We start from the raw sequence: 18,576 nt of genomic DNA on the forward strand, positions 1-18,576 counted from the left end.
ACACGAGGAAGTGGCGCACATGGCCTCCGCAGCATCCGCTCCACCGACGCCCGGCACCCCCGCCAGTCTCAAGCGCATCGTCGCCGCCAGCCTCATCGGCACCACCATCGAGTGGTACGACTTCTTCCTCTACGGCTCCGCCGCCGCCCTCGTCTTCAACAAGCTGTTCTTTCCGGACTCCGATCCGCTCGTCGGCACGCTCCTGTCGTTCCTGACCTACGCCGTCGGGTTCGCCGCGCGGCCGCTCGGGGCGCTTGTCTTCGGGCACTACGGGGACCGGCTCGGGCGGAAGAAACTCCTGGTCCTGAGCCTGCTGTTGATGGGCGGGGCGACCTTCGCCATCGGGCTGCTGCCCACCCATGCGACCGTCGGAACCGCCGCGCCGGTACTGCTGACCACGCTGCGGCTGGTCCAGGGCTTCGCGCTCGGCGGCGAGTGGGGCGGAGCCGTTCTGCTGGTGTCCGAGCACGGAGACGCGCGGCGGCGGGGATTCTGGGCTTCGTGGCCCCAGACCGGCGCGCCCGCCGGGCAGTTGCTCGCCACCGGCGTGCTCTCCCTGCTCACCGCCCTGCTCTCGGACTCCGCGTTCGCGTCGTGGGGCTGGCGGATCCCGTTCCTGCTGTCCGGGGTGCTCGTGGTCGTCGGCCTGTGGATCCGGCTGTCCGTCGACGAATCACCCGTCTTCCGGCAGGCACTGGCGCGGGCCGAGGCCCGCAGGACGGCGCGGACGGCCGACTCCGAGCAGCTGCCGCTGGTGTCCGTGCTGCGGCACCACTGGCGAGACGTACTGGTCGCGATGGGCGCGCGCATGGCGGAGAACATCTCCTACTACGTCATCACCGCGTTCATCCTCGTGTACGCGACCACCTCGGCCGGCGTCTCCAGGCAGACCGCGCTCAACGCCGTGCTCGTCGCGTCCGCCGTGCACTTCGCGGTGATCCCCGCGTGGGGTGCGCTGTCCGACAGGATCGGGCGGCGGCCCGTGTACCTGCTCGGGGCGGTCGGCATCGGGCTCTGGATGTTCCCCTTCTTCTCTCTCGTCGACACCGGCGAATTCGGGGGCCTCGTGCTCGCCGTGACCGTGGGCCTGGTGCTGCACGGGGCGATGTACGCGCCCCAGGCCGCGTTCTTCTCCGAGATGTTCGCGACCCGGATGCGCTATTCCGGGGCCTCCATCGGCGCCCAGTTCGCCTCGGTCGCGGCGGGCGCGCCGGCTCCGCTCATCGCCACCGCCCTGCTCGCCGACTACGGCAGTTCCACTCCGATCGCCCTGTACGTGATCGCCGCGGCGCTGTTGACGGTCCTTGCCGTGGGAGTCGCCCAGGAGACCCGGCACCGCGACCTGGCCGACGTCGAACCCGCCACGGACCGGGAGGCCGAGCCGGCTCCCGCCGCGGACGCGCGCACCGTCTGACACCGAACGGCCCCTCGTCCGGCGTGCGCCTGCTCCACGCTCCCCTCTTCCCTCCCTTCTTCTCTCCCCTCCTCTTCTCCCCCCTTCCCTCCCCGCCTCCGATCCCGCCCTTGCGCCCTTCCTCCTGCCCCCGTACGCGACTTCAGCGTGCAGGGGCAGCGAGCGGACCGGGAGGGGCAGGGGGCAGAGGGGCAGGGGCGGGAACTCCCGGGAGGGGAACTACGGAGGGGCGGACGCCGCGCAGGGGCGGGAGCGCGTCTGCTCGTTCCCTTGTCGCGGTCGCCTCCGCAGGCGGTCAGTGCCGGGGCGGATCCGCCAACCGGTTCAGCCGAAGGGCCAGCTGGATCTCCAGCGCGCGGGCCGGGCTCTGCCAGTCGTCGCCCAGGAGGCGGCCGACCCGCTCCAGACGCTGGGCCACCGTGTTCACATGGACGTGGAGTGCGTTCTTGGTGCGGGCCGGGCTCATGCCGGAGGCGAAGTACGCGTCCAGGGTGTGCAGCAGGTCGGTGCCACGCCGTTCGTCGTAGGCGACGACCTTGCCTATGGTGCGGGTCACGAAGCCCGTCACATCCCGCTCGCCGGCCAGCAGCAGTCCCAGGAAGCCGAAGTCCTCCGCGGCCGCCCCGTCACCGCGGCGGCCCAGCAGTCTCAGCGCGTCCAGGCACCGGCGGCTCTCCTCGTACCCTGCGACCACCGCGTCCGGCGTCCCGGCGAGGTCGCGCACCGGGCCGGACGCGCCGACGGTGACCGCCTCGTGGACGGCGCCGCCCAGATGCAGGGCGGTACGGCGGGCCAGTTCCGTCGCGCTGTCACCGGGTTCCAGGGGCAGCAGCAGGACGGTGCCCCCGTCGCGGACCGCCGCAAGGCCGTGCCCGGTGGCGGCCAGATGGGAGGCGGCGGCCCACAGGCGGCGGCGGGCGGGCGCCTCGTGGCCGGCGTCGGGCGCGACGGCGTCGAGCCGGGCGGCGAGCACGACGTGGGTGGCGTCGAGGTCGGCGCTCAGCCGGGCGGCGCGTTCGCGCAGCAGGCGCGGGTCGCGGTCGCGTGCGTCGAGCAGGTCGTCGAGGAGTTCGCCGCGCACACGGTGTTCGGCCTCGGCCGCGGAGCGTCTGGCCAGCAGCAACAGGGAGGTCACCATCGCGGCGCGTTCCAGCGTCAGCTGGTCGACCGGATCGAGTCCCGGGTGGCCGTGCAGCACCAGGGCGCCCAGCAGTTCCCCGCCCGCCGTCACGGCCGCGACCCAGTCGTCCCCATGGCGTACGGCGTGGCCCTCCCCGCGGGAAGCCTCCAGGGCGTCGGCGGGCGCGGTGTCCGTGAACTCCACGGCTCCGTCGAGTACGTGGGACACCGCAGCGGCCACGTCCTGGACCCCGCCACCGCGCAGCACCAGTTCGGCCAGCCGGTCATGGACGTCGGAGGCACGCTCGATGACCGCGCTGCGGTCCCGGATGATCTCGTTGGCGCGCTCCAGACCGGCCAGGACCGAACGGGTCTCGGTGAGCAGGTTGGCGGTGTCGATGGCGGCCGCGGCGAGCGCCGCGAAGGATCCCAGCAGGGCGATCTGTTCCCGTTCGAACACCCGGGCGCGCCGGTCGGCGGCGAACAGCACCCCGATGACGTTCGGTCCCAGCGTCAGGGGCACTCCGAGGATCGCCACCAGCCCTTCGTCGCGCACTCCGGCGTCGATGGCCGCCGTGTGCCGGAAGCGGTCGTCTCGGAAGTAGTCGTCGGTGACGTACGGACGGGCGGTCTGGGCGACCAGACCGCCGAGCCCCTCGCCCATCCCGAGGCGCAGTTGCTGGAAGCGGGCGGCGACGGAGCCTTCGGTGACCCGCATGTAGGTGTCGCCCCTGGCGGGGTCGTTGAGGCTCAGGTAGGCCACGTCGGTGCCGAGCAGGGAGCGGGCCCGTTGCACGATCGCCTGCAGCACGGCGTCCACGTCGCGTAGGCCGGCGAGGTCGTGGGCCGTCTCGAACAGCGCCGACAGCTCGGCCTCGCGGCGACGCCGGCCCTCCAGTTCCGCGCGGACCCGCAGCGCGAGCAGCCGGGCGTGTTCGAGCGCCGCGATCCGTTCGTCCGGCGCCCTCTCGGCGCGGGCGAGCAGCACCGGCCGGTCGTAGGCCTCGGCGGCCGCGCCGCGGGCGAGCAGTTCGAGGAACGGCGCGTCGGCGTCGTGGGCGGTGACGCCGGGGGCCGTGACGGCGCCGTGCAGGTGATCGCGGGACATGTGCACAGGATTCCTCATCGCCCGGCCGGCCCGTCAGCCCTGTGGACAACTTTGCCTGCGGCGTCGGCCGGGCCGTTCAGTGGGCGGTCCAGCCGCCGTCGAGGACGAGCGAGGCCCCCGTCACGAAGGAGGCCTGGGGGCCGCACAGGTAGGCGACGGCCTCGGCGACCTCCTCCGGTTCGATGAGCCGTTTGACGGCGCTGTCGCGCAGCAGGACCTCGGCCAGCACACGCTCCTCGGGAATGCCGTGCGTCCGCGCCTGGTCGGCGAGCTGGCGTTCGACGAGCGGGGTGCGTACATAGGCGGGGTTGACGCAGTTGGAGGTCACGCCGTGGGGCGCGCCTTCGAGGGCGGCGGTCTTGGACAGTCCTTCGAGTCCGTGCTTTGCCGCCACGTACGCCGACTTGTAGGCGGAGGCCCGCAGCCCGTGGACGGACGACACGTTGACGATGCGGCCCCAGCCCTGTCCGTACATGTGGGGCAGGGCGCCGCGGATGAGCCGGAAGGGCGCCTCCAGCATCACGGTGAGCACCGTGTGGAAGACGTCGGGCGGGAAGTCCTCCAGGGGAGCCACCCGTTGCAGTCCGGCGTTGTTGACCAGGACGTCGGTCCCGGCGGCGGCCTGCTCGGCGGCGTCCAGGTCGGTGAGGTCCAGGGCGTACGGCTCGACCGATCCGGGCAGTCCGACGGCGCTCTCGGTGAGCGTCGTCAGACCGGCCTCGTCCCGGTCGACGGCCCGGACCTTGGCTCCGGCCGCCGCGAGCCGCAGCGCACAGGCGCGTCCGATGCCGCCGGCGGCGCCGGTGACGAGGGCGGTGCGGCCTCCGAGGTCGAGTGAGGGGGCGGCGGGGCCGAAGGCGGTGACCTGGGACGAAGTCATGCCTCGACCCTAGGCAGAGCCGGACCCCGGCCCCATGTGGTCGTCGCCCATAGTCGGCTCGGAAGCGGTGGTCTCGAACCATGTGGGTTCGTCGGAGAGCGCCTGCTTGATGCGGAACACCTGCCGCTCGTGCATCGGCGGCAGGGCGTCCAGCGCGAACCAGCCGACGGCGACGGACTCGTCGTCGTTGACCCGCGCCTCGCCGCCGACGGCCCGGCAGCGGAAGGTGACGTCCATGAACTGGCAGCGGTCGCCGTTCGGGTACTCCACCCGCCTTCCCGCGCGCACCAGGACGACGCGCTCGGGAACGCAGTGCACGCCCGCCTCCTCGTAGACCTCCCGCACCGCGCAGTCGGCGGGTTGTTCGCCGGGGTCCGGGATGCCGCTGATCACGGTCCACTGACGGTTGTCCGCGCGCTGTCCCAGCAGCACCCGCCCCAGGTCGTCGAAGACGACGGCGCTGACGCCGGGAAGCCAGAGCAGGTGGTGCCCGGCAGAGGCCCGGATCTCGGTGATGAAGTCAGGAGTCGGCATGGCCCGAGCCTAACGGGCGACCTGGCGCGCTGATCAGCTCGTGGTGTTCCGCCGGGCCCGCACCGCGACGCCGGTCGCCCATCCCGCACCGGCCGCCGCGACGAGCACCAGGAGCATCTCGGGCAGGATCCCCAGCTTCGTGGCAGGCGTCTCCGAGGAGCGCAGGGGCACCTTCTGCACCAGGGAGTCCGCAACGAACATGCCGGTCTTCTGGGTGATCTCGCCGTCCGGCATGATGATCGCGCTGACCCCGCTGGTCACGGGCACCGTGACGGTCCGGCTGTGCTCGACCGCGCGGACGCGGGACATGGCGAGCTGCTGGTAGGTCATCTCGCTGCGGTCGAAGGTGGCGTTGTTGCTGGGCACCGAGATCAGCTGTGCGCCGTCGGTGACCTCGGAGCGCACGGCCCAGTCGAAGGCGGCCTCGTAGCAGGTGACCAGGCCGACCTTGGCCGGGTCCATGGCGAACACGCCCGGCTTGGTGCCCCGGCTGAAGTCCTGGCGGACCATCGACGTCCAGTCGCTGTTGATCGCTCCGATGAGGGAACGCAGCGGAAGGTACTCGCCGAACGGCTGCACCTGGCGTTTGTCGTAGGTCTGGGTGGGTCCCTTCGCCGGGTCCCACAGAATCTGCTCGTTGTAGAGCCTGCCGTCGCGTCGGACGACTCCGCCGACCGAGATGGGCACGCCGATCGCCTTGGCCGCCCGGTCGATGACGACGGCGGCGTCGGCGTTGGCGAAGGGGTCGATGTCGGAGGAGTTCTCGGGCCACAGCACGAAGTCGGGCCGGGCCTTCTTGCCCGCCTCGACCTCGGCGGCCAGCCGCTCGGTCTCGCGCGCGTGGTAGTCGAGCACGGCCCGGCGCTGTGCGTTGAACTCCAGGCCGAGCCGGGGGACGTTGCCCTGAATGACGGCGACCGTCGCGGTGCCGTCCTCGGCCTTGTCGCTGACCAGGGTGCGGGAGGCCACGGCCGCGACGACGGGGACGGCCATGCTGAGCAGGGCGACCGCGGCCGCCGACCGCCGCACCTCGCCCGAGCGCCGCCGGATCAGGATCAGACGCACGAGCTCGCAGAGGCCGAACCCGCACAGGACGACCGCGAAGCCGAGCACGGGGGTGCCGCCGAGCGCGGCGAGGGGCAGGAAGACGCCGTCCGCCTGGCCGAAGGCGATCTTGCCCCAGGGGAAGCCGCCGAACGGCGCCCGCGCGCGTGCCGCCTCGCCGGTGATCCAGAGCGCCGCCGCCCACACCGGCCAGGCCGGGAGCCTGGAGACGGCGGCGACGCCCACGCCGACCAGCGCGACGAAGACCGCCTCGATGGCCACCAGGGCGAGCCAGGGGCCGGGGCCGACCTCCACACCGGTCCACACCAGCAGCGGCAGCAGGAATCCGAGGCCGAAGAGGTAGCCGAGGCCGAAGGCCGCCTTCCAGCCGCGCCCGCGCAGTACCCAGCCGAGGACGGCGAAGGCCGGCAGCGCCAGCCACCACAGGGTGCGCGGCGGGAAGCTGACGTAGAGCAGCACTCCGGAGAGCGCCGCGGCGGCGGCCGGGACGAGACGCAGGAGCCGCGCGCCGCGGGAGACGGGCGCGGTCGGGGGCTCCAGCTGGTCCGGCTGGCCCACGGAAGTTGCGGTGACGGTCACTCCGGGAGTGTACGGCGGGCGACCTTTTGGCCGACAGCGCGGTCTGAGGGGCGGACCTCCCGTCGCCAGGCCGCCCGAGGACGCGCCGCGCGCGGGCCGTCAGTGTGCCGCGCCCGCGGCGGCCGTGCGCAGCCGGTCCCTGATGACGCGGACGGCCGACTCCGCGTCGTCCACGGTGATCGTGAAGGTGTGTCCGTCCCAGAGCCTCAGCACCACGCCCTCGCCCCGGCGCACGACGACCGCGGTCCCCTTCTCCGGCCGCCAGCGATAGCCCCAGCCGCCCCAGTGGCGTGGGGTGACGAGGGGCTCGAAGTCGGCGCCGGCGACATGGGCCAGCGGGATACGGCGGCGCGGGAGGCCGATGTGGCCGCAGCGCACTTCGAGGCACTCCCCGTCGAGTTTCAGGTCGACGTGGACGAAGGCGAGCGTGCCGAAGAGGACCAGCAGACCGGCGGCGATGCAGCCCACGACGGACATGGCGAGAGGAGCGGTGCCGGACGTCCACGCGGAGTCGACGGCGAGCTCCACGCCGAGCGCCATGAAGGCGGCCCCGACGAGGGCGAGCAGCCATTGGACGCGGTTGGTGGCCCGGCCGGTCCAGATGTCGGGATGGTGTACGTCGCTATGCGGGACGTCGGGAGGCGGGGTGCTCTCGTCGTGGGGGTGGTCCCTCATATCCACGAGGTTACTCAGGTTTCGCTGCGCCGGTAGCACGTGGCGCAGGGTGACTGCTCCGCCCGGCGGGCCGCCCGGGACGCTTCGATCAGCGGACGGGAGGATCGATCACCTGACGGGGGCGACGGCCTGGAGCAGGCGGCCTTCGGCGTAGGCCAGGGCGGACGCGGGGAGGTCGCCCAGGCGGCCGCTGAGGATGACCGTCACGGTGCCGAGCGTCGCCGTCTCGGGTTCGGGACGGGCGCCTGTCCTGCGCAGCGCCTGCGCGGCCACGGCGCCGGCGGACCCGTGCAGGACCGGCGCGGGACGCCCGGGAGCGCGCACGGCGGCACGGATGCGGTCGGCGACCAGCTCGTAGTGGGTGCAGCCCAGGACGACCGTCGTCACCTCGTCGGGGGTGAGCGCGGCGGCCGCGGCGACCGCGGCGTCGATCGCCGCCTCGTCCGCGTGCTCCACCGCCTCGGCCAGCCCCCGGCAGGGCACCTCGGCGACGGCGACGCCGTCGGCGAAGTCCTCGATCAGGCCCCGCTGGTAGGGGCTGCCCGTGGTGGCGGGCGTGGCCCAGATGGCGACGGGGCCGCCGCCGGCCGCGGCGGGCTTGATCGCGGGGACGGTCCCGATCACCGGGACAGCTGGTTCGAGGAGTGCCCGCAGGGCCGGCAGGGCGTGCACGCTGGCCGTGTTGCAGCCGACGATCAGGGCGTCGGGCCGGTGGGCCGCGGCGGCCTCGGCGACGGCCACGGCCCGCTCGGTGAGGTCCTGCGGGGTGCGCGGTCCCCAGGGCATGCCGTCGGGGTCGAGGGAGAGCACGAGATCGGCGTCGGGCCGCAGGCGTCGTACCGCGGCGGTGGCTGCCAGCAGGCCGATTCCGGAGTCCATGAGCGCGATCTTCACCCGGCCACCATAGACGATGTGCCCGTACGGCACGGCCGGGTGGGGCAGACTGCGCGCGTGAGCGCCGTCGTGTGGATCGCCGCCGTTTCCCTGGCCGCCTGGCTGTGGCTCTTGCTCTGTCAGGGCTTCTTCTGGCGCACGGACGTCAGGCTGCCCCCGCGCACGGCGCCCCGCCGATGGCCCTCGGTCTGCGTCGTCGTGCCCGCGCGCGACGAGGCCGCCGTGCTGCCCGCGAGCCTGCCCACCCTGCTCGCGCAGGACTATCCGGGCCGGGCGGAGATCTTCCTCGTCGACGACGGCAGCGGCGACGGCACGGCGGACGTGGCGAGGGCCCTCGCCCGCCGGCAGGGCGGACTCCCGCTCACCGTGGCCTCGCCCGGCGAGCCGCCCGCGGGCTGGACCGGGAAGCTGTGGGCGGTCCGTCAGGGGATCGCGCTGGCACGCGCGCGTGAGCCCGAGTACCTCCTCCTCACGGACGCCGACATCGCGCATGCGCCCGGCAGTCTGCGCGAGCTGGTGGCGGCCGCGCACACCGGCGGTTTCGACGTCGTCTCCCAGATGGCACGGCTGCGGGTGTCGAGCCGGTGGGAGCGGCTGGTGGTGCCGGCCTTCGTCTACTTCTTCGCGCAGCTCTACCCCTTCCGCCGGATCGGCCGGCGCGGTTCGCGCACGGCGGCCGCGGCGGGCGGCTGCGTGCTGCTGCGCGGCGACGCGGCCGAGCGGGCGCGGATCCCCGACGCGATCCGGCACGCCGTCATCGACGACGTGGCGCTCGCGCGGGCCGTGAAGGGCGGCGGCGGTCACATCTGGCTGGGACTGGCCGTCCACGTGGACAGCGTGCGCCCGTACCCCCGGCTGCACGACCTCTGGCGGATGGTCTCGCGCAGCGCCTACGCGCAGCTGCGGCACCGACCGCTCCTGCTGGCCGGCACGGTGCTCGGCCTGGTCCTGGTGTACCTGGTACCGCCGCTCGCCCTCCTGTGCGGGCTCGCCGTCGGCAGCGCGCCGGCCGCGGTGTGCGGCGGTCTGGCGTGGCTGGTCATGACGGGGACGTACATGCCGATGCTCCGCTACTACCGGCAGCCGGCGTGGCTCGCTCCTCTGCTGCCGTTGACCGCGTTCCTCTACCTGCTGATGACGGTCGACTCCGCGGTGCAGCACTACCGGGGGCGCGGTGCGGCCTGGAAGGGTCGCACCTACGCGCGTCCGGACGCCGTCGCCGACGAGAGCTGAGCCTTCGCGGGCCGTCTCGGGCCCTCGCGGGCGCGGGGCCGGTCCTACTTACGGCCCGGTGTCCAGTTCATGCCCCACCCGTAGGCGTGGTCGACGGTCCGCTGCGGACTCACGCCGCGCTCCGGCACGAGGTAGCGGGCCTCGCGCTGGACGACGAGGTCGCCGCCGTGGTTGGTGATGAGCGCGAGCGCGCAGACGGTGGAGGGAACCGTGCACTCGTCCAGCGAGAAGTCGATCGGCGCGCCGTACTGGGGTCGGAGCGTGACCGTGGCGTGCAGGTCGGCGAAGGAGCGGGCGCCCTCGTAGATGGTGACGAACACCAGGATGCGCCGGAGGTCGTTCCTGCGGTCGAGGTTGACGGTGAGGTTCTCGCCGCTCGACACCGCTCCCGTGCGGTCGTCGCCGTCGAGATGGATGTACGGCGGCTGGTGCAAGGAGCCGAAGGCGTTGCCGAGGGCCTGGACGACGCCCTTGCGGCCGTCGGCGAGTTCGAACAGGGCGCACAGGTCGAGGTCGAGGTCGTTGTGCAGGGCGACCGCGCGGCCGCGCTTGCCGCCCCACCCCGAGAACTGCTTGCGCACCTCCCAGTTGAGGTTGACGCCCAGGGTGCCGGAGGTGCCGCCCTGCTTGGTCAGCGACACGGAGGGGGCGGCCTTGGTGAGCGTCACCTTGGTCAGCCGCACCGGAGCGGCGGGCGGGGCCGGCGGCGGAGGCGGGGTCTGGTGGACGGGCGGGGGGACCGTGGCCGGGAAGGCGGGCAGCGTCGGCGACGGGGGCGGAGGCGTCGCCGCGGGAGGCGCTGCGGGCGGGGCGGGGGTCGCGGTGCGTTGCGGCTCGTCGACGGTGATGCCGAAGTCCGTGGCGAGTCCCTCGAGGCCGCTGCCGTACCCCTGGCCGACGGCCCGGAACTTCCAGGCGCCCTGGCGTCGGTAGAACTCGCCCAGCACGAAGGCCGTCTCGACCGTGGCGCCGGTGCTGTCGAACCGTGCCACGACGGTGTCCTGCGCGGCGTCCCGCACCTCGATGTAGAGGTCGGGGACCCGGCCGAACGAGCCGCCGTCCGCCGAAGCGGCCACGACGACGGTCTCGACGGCGGGCTCCACGCGCGCGAGGTCGACGAGCAGGCTGTCGGTCGTCCGTCCGCCGGCGTCGCGCTTGCCCTCGTGGCGGACCGCGCCGGAGGAATGGGCGGGCTGGTTGTAGAAGACGAAGTCGGAGTCGGAACGGACCTTTCCCCCCACGAGGACCAGTGCCGACGCGTCCACGTCCGGAACGCCGGGTCCCTGGCGCCAGCCCAGCTCGACCCGCAGTGCCGTGGTCGGCACCGGAGCATTGGAGCCCTTCGGCATGGGCATGTAGGCCCCCATCGTCAGTCGGTGCGCCGGGCGGCGCGCCGGCACTTCTCGGGTTGTCTACCCGTCAACCTATTGCGCGGCACGACTCACGCCCACCGGGAGCGCGGGAACGGCCCCGGCGGACCGCGGGTAACCCGCTCGGAACTCGGGCTTTACACGATCTACGTAGCGTTTGCCGCCCTTTTCTCCCAAGTTCAGTCGCATTGAGGATCCAAGGGCACTGCCGACACGGAAATCAACCCTCTTATCGGTCTCCCCAACCAGCACATCGTGGGCTTAACTTATGTGCCATGACCTCCCCCCGCTCCACCTATGGCGGCGGCTACTACTCCGCCTCCTTCCCGGACACCCCGATCTACGACTCGCTCGTCGCCGAGCGGGGCACCCCGCAGATCGCCCCGATCCGGGTTCCCGCCGCGTACGACATGGGCGCGAGCCATCTCCCCGCGCTCCCCTCGGCCCTCCCCGCGCTCCCGGCGGGCCCGTCCCAGGTCTCCTACGGCTATCCGCAGGCCCAGCAGCCCTCACCGCTGCAGCAGGCCCCGGCGGCGTACATCCCGCCGCAGGCCGGCCCTCCGCGCGGCTACCCGGGTCCGCAGGCGCAGCAGCAGATGCGCCCCGCCGCCCCCTCCGGCTACGAGGCGATGCGGCCCGCCGCGCCCCGCCCGGCCGCACCCCAGTACCAGGACCCGTACAACAACCAGCAGTACCGGGGTTACTGAACCGCCGGGGGTTACTGAACCGCCCCGGGGTCTTCGCCGCCTGGCAGGATGACTCCATGGGGAATGCGGAACTGCTGTCGATACACGTCCATCCGGTCAAGGCGTTGCGGGGACAGGCGCCCCGTGAGGCCCTCGTGGAGCCCTGGGGGCTGGCCGGAGACCGACGATGGGCGCTGATCGACGACGGGGGAAAGGTCGTCACCCAACGCCGGCAGCCGCGCCTCGCACTGGCCGCCGCCGAGCTCGCGCCCGGCGGCGGCGTTCGTCTGTCCGCGCCCGGTCTCGAACCGCTGACCGTGCCGGTTCCCGAGCCCGTCGCCACCGTGTCCATGGAGCTCTTCGGCGACAAGGTGGAGGCGGTCCTCGCCGACGCCGAGGCGCACCGCTGGTGCAGTGCCCACGTCGGCGCGGACGTGCGACTGGTGCACATGGACGACCCGTCGGTCCGCAGGCCGGTCGATCCTGAGTACGCCCTGCCTGGCGAGACCGTCTCCTTCGCCGACGGCTATCCGCTGCTGGTCGTCTCGGCCGCCTCCCTCGACGCCCTCAACTCCCTGATCGAACAGGGTGACCACCCCGGGGAGGGACCGCTGCCGATGAACCGTTTCCGGCCCAGCCTGGTCGTGACGGGCACCGAACCCTGGGCCGAGGACGACTGGTCACGCCTGCTCGTGGGCGACGTCGGGTTCCGGGTGGCCAAGCCCTGCGGCCGGTGTGTGGTGACCACCACCGACCAGGACACCGCAGGCCGCGGCAGGGAGCCCCTGGCCACCCTGGGCCGGCACCGGCGCCTCGGCGGCAAGCTGGTCTTCGGGCAGAACCTGGTCCCCCTTTCCCGCGGCACGGTCAGGGTCGGCGATCCGGTGCGCGTCCTCGCGTAGTTCCCGCCGCGGCCGGCGACCGGGGCGGCCCTCGGGAACCACCGCACGGCTGCGGAGCGTTGGCATTGCGTGAGAAGTTCATGAGAGGTCCCGGGGCCGTGGTGACGTCGCTCTCCTTCACCGCGCCCACGCGTGAACTCACTCCGACGGGAGTTGCCACGGAGCGGGAAGGGGGTGGGGACGGTGCGAGCGATCGGCGGAGTCTGGCGCTGGCGGCACAACCCGCTGCGCCGGCGAACGGATCTGGCGGAGGCCTGGGTGGCACTGTCCGCCCTGCTCCTGATCTGCCTCGTCGCGCCCGTGGTGGGCTCCCTCGTCGGCGGCGCGGCGCAGGGCGTCCTGCAGCAGTCGGTCCGCGAGCAGCACGAGTCCCGCCACGAGGTGACGGCCACGGTGGTGCGTCGAGCGGCCGGCTCGTCGCTGGAGGCCGATCCCGAGACGGACACCGGCCGCGAGGCACGCACCAGAGTCGTCGCGGCCTGGACGGCCCCGGACGGCACCGCGCGGCACGGCACCGTCCTGTCCGGCCTCAACTCCCCGCACGGCGGCGACCGTTTCGGGATATGGACGGACGTACACGGCCGTCCGGTGCCCCGCCCGCTGGACTCCGTCAGGGCGACGACGCACGCCGTGCTGGCCGGTCTCGGCGCGGCCCTGCTGACCGCGGGCGCCGTCGAGGGCGGACGGCGGGTGATCGTGTGGCGCATGGTCCGCCGCCGGTACGCCCGTTGGGACCAGGCCTGGGACCGGGCAGGTCCGGACTGGGGGCGCACAGGCGCCGGTAGTTGACGGCCTTCCCGCTCTGGTCAACCCAGCACCCGCGCGCACGCTACGGTGGTCCGGCCGAACCATTCGGCATCACAGCGCGTACCACGAGGTGGGGGCACAGCAACGCCATGGCACAGGGCACGGTCCAGGTGACGCACACCGGCACATCGCGGTGGCGGCGCCGCACGGGTGAGTACGCATCGCTCGCCGCCGCCCTGGAGGCCGCGGCCGAGGGCGACGTCCTCACCATCGCTCCCGGCACCTACCGGGAGAACCTCGTCGTGGAGCGGTCGGTGACCCTGCGCGGCCCCGAGGGCTCCCCCGGCTCGGTCCGCCTGGCTCCCGCGGACGGCGTGCCGCTGACCGTGCGCGCCTCGGCGGTGATCCAGGACCTGCACGTGGAGGGCCAGGACGCCGCGTCGCCCGCGGTGCTCGTCGAGGAGGGCGCCCCGGAGCTGCTGGACCTGCGGATCGTCACGCGGTCCTCGGCCGGGGTCGAGGTGCGCGGCGGCGCCCGCCCGACGGTGCGGCGGTGCACGGTCGACAATCCGGCCGGCATCGGCATCGCCGTGGTCGACGGCGGCGGCGGTGTCTTCGAGGAGTGCGAGATCGTCGCTGCCGGGCAGGCCGGCGTGGCCGTGCGCGGGGGCGCCCATCCCCGGCTGGAGCGCTGCCGGGTGCACCACGCCTCGGGCGCGGGACTGAGCGCGACCGGCGACAACTCGGCGCTGGAGGCGGTGGGCTGCGAGATCTACGAGATCCGGGGAAGCGGGGTCCAGGTCACCTCCCGGGCCACCGCGCACCTCACCGACTGCGACGTGCACCGCACGACCGCCGACGGCGTCACCCTCGACACGGACGCCGTGCTCACCCTTGCCGACTGCCGTATCCACGAGATCCCGGAGAACGCGGTCGACCTGCGCTCACGCTCCGTGCTGACGCTGACGCGCACGACGGTGCGTCAGTTCGGCCGCAACGGGCTGTCGGTGTGGGACCCGGGCACGCGCGTGGACGCCAACCAGTGCGAGATCTTCGACAGCACCGGCGACTACCCGGCCGTCTGGGTCAGCGACGGCGCCACGGCCGTGCTGGACTCCTGCCGGGTGCACGACGTGCCGGACGCTCTCTTCGTCCTGGACCGCGGCTCGCGCGCGGACGTCGTCGACAGCGACCTCTTCCAGGTGCGCAACACGGCCGTGTCGGTGAGCGACGGAGCGACGGCCCAGCTCGACGACTGCCGCATCCGGGACGCGGCGACGGGCGCGTGGTTCCGCGACCACGGCAGCGGCGGCACCCTCGCCAACTGCACCGTGGACGCCACGCAGACCGGCGTGATCGTCACCAAGGGCGCCGACCCCACCGTGGAGCGCTGCACGGTCGACTCCCCCGCCGAGGCCGGGTTCTATGTGTCGGCCGGCGGCCGGGGCAGCTTCCTGAACTGCCGGGTGACCAACAGCGGCGGCTACGGTTTCCACGTGATAGACGGCAGTCGCACGACGCTGCGCAAGTGCCGTACAGAGCGCTGCGCGCGAGGCGGCTACGAGTTCGCGGACGCCGGCGCGGACGCCGCGTCCGGTTCCGGGCCCGTGGTCGAGGACTGCAGCAGCGACGAGAGCGCGGGCGTGCGCACCCCGGGCCTGCCGGCGGCGTTGGAGGCGGCTGTGCAGACGACCGCCCAGTCGCCGGGGCTCCTCGGCATGATCCCCGAGCAGCGGGCCACCGCGCCGGAGCCGCAGCAGCTCGAGGGCGGACCGGGCACGTCGGTGCGGGACTCCCAGGACGTGCTCGGCGAACTGGACGCGCTGGTGGGCCTGGAGAGCGTGAAGCGGGAGGTGCGGGCGCTCATCGACATGATCGAGGTGGGCCGGCGCCGTCAGCAGGCGGGGCTCAAGGCCGCGTCCGTCAAGCGGCATCTCGTCTTCACGGGCTCCCCGGGCACCGGCAAGACGACGGTCGCGCGTCTCTACGGCGAGATCCTCGCCGCGCTCGACGTCCTGGAGAAGGGACACCTGGTCGAGGTGTCCCGCGTCGACCTGGTCGGCGAGCACATCGGCTCCACGGCGATCCGCACCCAGGAGGCCTTCCAACGGGCGCACGGCGGGGTGCTGTTCATCGACGAGGCGTACGCGCTGTCGCCGGAGGACGCCGGCCGGGACTTCGGCAAGGAGGCCATCGACACCCTCGTCAAGCTGATGGAGGACCACCGGGACTCCGTCGTCGTGATCGTGGCGGGGTACACGGCGGAGATGGAGCGGTTCCTGTCGGTCAACCCCGGTGTGGCGTCCCGTTTCTCACGGACGATCACCTTCGGCGACTACGGTCCCGGCGAACTGCTGCGGATCGTGGAGCAGCAGGCGGAGGAGCACGAGTACCGGCTCGGCCCGAGCACCGCGGACGCCCTGCTGAAGTACTTCACGGAGCTCCCGAAGGGCCCGGCCTTCGGCAACGGACGCACCGCGCGCCAGACCTTCGAGGCGATGGTGGAGCGGCACGCGAGCCGGGTCGCGCAGGTGACCGAGCCGACCAAGGACGACCTGACGCTGCTGTACGCGGAGGACCTGCCCGAGCTGCCCTGACCGGCTCGCCTCGCCCCGTTCACGCGCGCTGCACCGGGACCTGGGACCGCAACCGCCCCAGCAGCAGCTCGCGTTCCTCCGCGAACGCGGGGTCCGCCTGGTAGTCGGAGTGGCCGAGGACGGGGGCGGGCAACGGGTGTCCGGCGTCCCGGCCGTACGCCAGCGGGTCCGCGAGGGGCGGACGGTCGACCTGCGGTCCGCGATGTTCACCGGACAGCCGGACCGGGCCGCCGATGGGGTCGGTGAGCCGGTGGAGATTGCGCCAGCAGGCGATGTCCTCGTGCAGCGCCGCGAGCGCGGCCGGGCCGAAGTGGGCCGGGAACCAGCGGCCGTAGAGGCGCTCGATCGGGGAGCCGTAGGTGAGCAGGGCGACCCGCTTGCGGTCGGAGGGCTTGAGCTGCCAGGCCGCGGCGGCCGCGAGGACGCTGCCCTGGGAGTGGCCGGAGATGACCAGGCGGCCGCCGGTGGCACGGGTCCAGGTGGCCACCCGCCACGTCAGGTCGGGCACCGCGCGCTCGGCGTAGCAGGGCGGGGCGAACGGGTGCGCGGCCCGGGGCCAGAAGGTGCCGACGTCCCAGAGGATGCCGATGGTGCGCCGTGCCGAGGCGTCCTTGTAGGCGCGCCGGCCCCAGGTGACGAACAGGACGAAGCCGAGTCCGATGAGCCAGGATCCCAGCGCCTGCGCGGCCTGCGCCGCGCCGTGCACGAAGGGCTGCGCCGATTCCGCCGCCCGGGCCGGTGTCCTGCCGGTGCCGAGGGCGCCGACGACGGCTCCCGCGCCGAGCAGCAGCGTCGCGGTGGAGACGACGGCGACGAGGAGCGGGCAGCGGTCGGTGAGGGCGGCCATGGCGCGGGCCCGGGCGATCCGGCGGGTTCGGGCGGGGTCGCCGTGCTCCAGCCCGTAGTCCTGGAGCACCTGGGCCTGCTCCGCCCGGGTGAGCAGCCAGGTCTGCCGGCCGAGCAGTCCGCACAGCACCAGCAGGACGACGAGCAGCACGGGGATCACGGACGCCTGCCAGGTCAGCACCACCGGGGGGCCGTCGAGGCCGGTCCCGGTGCCGTCCAGCCAGTCCGACACCCGCTGAGCGACGCCTCCGGACATCACCCCGCCCAGCGCGCAGGCCAGCATCGCGACGGCGGGCCCGCCGAGCCCGTGCAGCGCGCAGCGCTCCAGCCAGGCGACGGCGCTCCCTTCGGGGCCCGCCACGTTCCGCCCCGCGGCGTCGTCGCCGGGCGGTTCCGGGTCGGCGGGCCGTGCCCCTTCGGGCGGGCCGGCCGCGGCCGGGCCCGCCTCGCGGGGCGCCGCGGCCTCTCGCAGGACGACGGCGAGCGGGCCGGGGTCACGGGACAGGGACACCCCGCGCAGGCCGACGCCGGTCCCTTCCGGGGCGTCCGCACCGGCAGCGGGTGTTCCGGGGGCGGTCGCCGGACCGCGGCGCGCCGCGGTCGCGCGCTCCTGCGGGCAGCGGTGCAGCAGGCGGGCGACGACCGCGAGCGCGACGACCAGCGCACCCTGCGCGAGGGCGAGCGCGCCGAAGGCGGCGTCGCCCGGCAGGCGGCCGTCGGAGTGCCAGCCGGGCCGCTCCCATCCGGCGTACACCAGCGTGAGGGCGAGCAGGACGAGGGCGGCCGACGGCATCCGGTGCACCAGGTGGGCGTCGAGGCGGCGGTCGAGCCGGTGTTCGCTGCGGCCCCGGCGGCACACCACCCATACCGTGGCCAGCGCGCCCGCGATCAGGGAGGCCTCCAGCAGCCGGCCCAGGCCGTCGAGGAGGGCCGGGCCGCCGGCGGCCCGGTCCTGGCGCACGGCCGCGGCGCCGACCGCCGCGGCCACCGTCAGCAGGCCCGCGGCCGTGTGCGCCGCGCGCAGGCGCGCCACCAGGCGGCGGCCGTACCAGAAGCCGGGCCGGCTGAGCGCGGTGTGTCCGGGACCGTCCTCCGGTTCGGACACGTGATCGAGGGGTTCCTGGGACTCGTAGGCCCGCCAGGTGCGGTGGGAGAGGTACCAGAGAAGGCCGACGAGCGCGGTCGGGACCAGGGCCGCGAGGGCCAGCCGGCGGCCCGGCCGGCTCCACCAGCCGTCGTTCGAGGCCGTCGGCGACAGAAAGCCCAGCCAGGAGTGACGGCTCGCGCAGGCGGGCGTGCCCGCGCACTGCCAGGCGGTCAGGTCGAGGGCGACCTCGCAGGCGGCGGCGACGAGCAGCACCGTCAGGCTCAGTGCCGCCAGCCGCACCAGCAGGCCGTACAGGCGCACCGCGCGGACGCGTTCGCGCGCGGCGGGGCGCATCCAGTGGGCGAGGTTGACGACCATGAACGGCAGCAGCAACAGCCACAGGGCGCGCGTGCCGTTGCCGGAGGTGAGGTCGGACCAGACGTAGGCCTCGGGAACGGGTGCGTCGCGGCGGTGGCCGTCGGCGGGACCGGTGTCCGCGGTCACGTCGTCGGCCCGCCGGTAGACGGCCGCCGTGTCGTCACCGGTGATCCGCGTGGTGCGCGGATCGTTCAGCATCTTCTCGGGCGTGGCGCCGCCCACGCCGTGGACCAGGAGTTCCAGGGCGGCTCCGCCTGCAGCAGCACGTTTCACTGTTGGCACTTCCCCCGTGACACGCCGTCGACATGTGTCCGTGCGGGCATAAGGATCGCCGCTCGGGGGGCGTGATACACCTCCCGTCACGGAATCTCCCCGCGCCGGGCGACGGACGCGCGCGGGCGGAGAGGGGACACCGTGTGTGACGTGACCGCGACGGGGTGGTGGCACAGTGGTGAGCGGGCC

14 protein-coding genes are annotated in these 18,576 nt (G+C 73.7%); 6 read left to right on the plus strand and 8 right to left on the minus strand.

Annotated features, from left to right (window positions below; translation table 11 throughout):
- The first annotated feature begins 19 nt into the window (after positions 1–19).
- Positions 20–1,414, plus strand: coding sequence for an MFS transporter (locus IE239_RS32275; RefSeq protein ID WP_190152997.1), 1,395 nt, complete (start codon positions 20–22; stop codon positions 1,412–1,414).
- A 295-nt stretch (positions 1,415–1,709) separates the two neighbouring features.
- Here IE239_RS32275 and IE239_RS32280 read toward each other — a convergent pair whose 3' ends face one another.
- The 6 genes from IE239_RS32280 to IE239_RS32305 all read right to left on the minus strand — a co-directional run bounded on the left by IE239_RS32280 (position 1,710) and on the right by IE239_RS32305 (position 8,268).
- Positions 1,710–3,641, minus strand: a complete 1,932-nt coding sequence (locus IE239_RS32280) for a helix-turn-helix domain-containing protein (protein ID WP_190152998.1) — start codon at positions 3,639–3,641, stop codon at positions 1,710–1,712.
- Positions 3,642–3,717: 76 nt separating this feature from the next.
- On the minus strand, positions 3,718–4,521 hold the full coding sequence (locus IE239_RS32285; RefSeq protein ID WP_190152999.1) for a 3-hydroxybutyrate dehydrogenase: 804 nt from the start codon (positions 4,519–4,521) through the stop codon (positions 3,718–3,720).
- A 9-nt stretch (positions 4,522–4,530) separates the two neighbouring features.
- The gene (locus IE239_RS32290; RefSeq protein WP_190153000.1) at positions 4,531–5,055 is read right to left on the minus strand and encodes an NUDIX hydrolase; all 525 of its coding nucleotides are present in this window, start codon (positions 5,053–5,055) and stop codon (positions 4,531–4,533) included.
- Between the two features lie 33 nt (positions 5,056–5,088).
- Positions 5,089–6,699, minus strand: coding sequence for an apolipoprotein N-acyltransferase (lnt, locus tag IE239_RS32295; protein WP_190153001.1), 1,611 nt, complete (start codon positions 6,697–6,699; stop codon positions 5,089–5,091).
- Between the two features lie 99 nt (positions 6,700–6,798).
- Positions 6,799–7,374 carry a hypothetical protein gene (locus IE239_RS32300; protein ID WP_190153002.1) on the minus strand — a complete coding sequence of 192 codons (576 nt, stop codon included), beginning with the start codon at positions 7,372–7,374 and terminating at the stop codon, positions 6,799–6,801.
- A gap of 108 nt (positions 7,375–7,482) precedes the next feature.
- Positions 7,483–8,268, minus strand: coding sequence for a glutamate racemase (locus tag IE239_RS32305; protein WP_229878468.1), 786 nt, complete (start codon positions 8,266–8,268; stop codon positions 7,483–7,485).
- Positions 8,269–8,325: 57 nt separating this feature from the next.
- On the opposite strand from IE239_RS32305, the gene IE239_RS32310 reads away from it, so the two are divergent.
- Positions 8,326–9,501 (plus strand): glycosyltransferase, encoded by a 1,176-nt coding sequence (locus IE239_RS32310; protein WP_229878470.1) that lies wholly within the window; start codon positions 8,326–8,328, stop codon positions 9,499–9,501.
- Between the two features lie 44 nt (positions 9,502–9,545).
- On the opposite strand, the gene IE239_RS32315 is transcribed toward IE239_RS32310, so the two are convergent.
- Positions 9,546–10,850 carry a TerD family protein gene (locus IE239_RS32315; protein WP_190153056.1) on the minus strand — a complete coding sequence of 435 codons (1,305 nt, stop codon included), beginning with the start codon at positions 10,848–10,850 and terminating at the stop codon, positions 9,546–9,548.
- A gap of 296 nt (positions 10,851–11,146) precedes the next feature.
- Between IE239_RS32315 and IE239_RS32320 the strand changes: the two genes are divergently transcribed.
- The 4 genes from IE239_RS32320 to IE239_RS32335 all read left to right on the plus strand — a co-directional run bounded on the left by IE239_RS32320 (position 11,147) and on the right by IE239_RS32335 (position 15,803).
- On the plus strand, positions 11,147–11,578 hold the full coding sequence (locus tag IE239_RS32320; RefSeq protein WP_190153003.1) for a DUF6643 family protein: 432 nt from the start codon (positions 11,147–11,149) through the stop codon (positions 11,576–11,578).
- Positions 11,579–11,634: 56 nt separating this feature from the next.
- Positions 11,635–12,459: an MOSC domain-containing protein gene (locus tag IE239_RS32325; RefSeq protein WP_190153004.1), complete on the plus strand. Its 825-nt coding sequence runs from the start codon at positions 11,635–11,637 to the stop codon at positions 12,457–12,459.
- A gap of 183 nt (positions 12,460–12,642) precedes the next feature.
- Complete coding sequence (locus IE239_RS32330; RefSeq protein WP_190153057.1) at positions 12,643–13,248, plus strand: Rv1733c family protein; 606 nt, start codon at positions 12,643–12,645, stop codon at positions 13,246–13,248.
- Between the two features lie 107 nt (positions 13,249–13,355).
- The gene (locus IE239_RS32335; RefSeq protein WP_190153005.1) at positions 13,356–15,803 is read left to right on the plus strand and encodes a right-handed parallel beta-helix repeat-containing protein; all 2,448 of its coding nucleotides are present in this window, start codon (positions 13,356–13,358) and stop codon (positions 15,801–15,803) included.
- 19 nt (positions 15,804–15,822) lie between these two features.
- Here the strand turns inward: IE239_RS32335 and IE239_RS42540 are convergent, their stop codons facing one another.
- Positions 15,823–18,312 carry a hypothetical protein gene (locus IE239_RS42540; RefSeq protein WP_229878481.1) on the minus strand — a complete coding sequence of 830 codons (2,490 nt, stop codon included), beginning with the start codon at positions 18,310–18,312 and terminating at the stop codon, positions 15,823–15,825.
- Between the last annotated feature and the right edge of the window lie 264 nt (positions 18,313–18,576).

The organism is Streptomyces humidus, from assembly GCF_014649655.1.
In the GTDB taxonomy this organism is placed as follows: domain Bacteria; phylum Actinomycetota; class Actinomycetes; order Streptomycetales; family Streptomycetaceae; genus Streptomyces; species Streptomyces humidus.

What these genes read in the sequence shown, in the direction of transcription:
- IE239_RS32275 (WP_190152997.1), top strand. Translation starts at nt 20, where the DNA reads ATGGCCTCCGCAGCATCCGCTCCACCGACGCCCGGCACCCCCGCCAGT.
- IE239_RS32280 (WP_190152998.1), bottom strand. Translation starts at nt 3,641, where the DNA reads ATGTCCCGCGATCACCTGCACGGCGCCGTCACGGCCCCCGGCGTCACC.
- IE239_RS32285 (WP_190152999.1), bottom strand. Translation starts at nt 4,521, where the DNA reads ATGACTTCGTCCCAGGTCACCGCCTTCGGCCCCGCCGCCCCCTCACTC.
- IE239_RS32290 (WP_190153000.1), bottom strand. Translation starts at nt 5,055, where the DNA reads ATGCCGACTCCTGACTTCATCACCGAGATCCGGGCCTCTGCCGGGCAC.
- IE239_RS32300 (WP_190153002.1), bottom strand. Translation starts at nt 7,374, where the DNA reads ATGAGGGACCACCCCCACGACGAGAGCACCCCGCCTCCCGACGTCCCG.
- IE239_RS32315 (WP_190153056.1), bottom strand. Translation starts at nt 10,850, where the DNA reads ATGCCGAAGGGCTCCAATGCTCCGGTGCCGACCACGGCACTGCGGGTC.
- IE239_RS32320 (WP_190153003.1), top strand. Translation starts at nt 11,147, where the DNA reads ATGACCTCCCCCCGCTCCACCTATGGCGGCGGCTACTACTCCGCCTCC.
- IE239_RS32325 (WP_190153004.1), top strand. Translation starts at nt 11,635, where the DNA reads ATGGGGAATGCGGAACTGCTGTCGATACACGTCCATCCGGTCAAGGCG.
- IE239_RS32335 (WP_190153005.1), top strand. Translation starts at nt 13,356, where the DNA reads ATGGCACAGGGCACGGTCCAGGTGACGCACACCGGCACATCGCGGTGG.
- IE239_RS42540 (WP_229878481.1), bottom strand. Translation starts at nt 18,312, where the DNA reads ATGCTGAACGATCCGCGCACCACGCGGATCACCGGTGACGACACGGCG.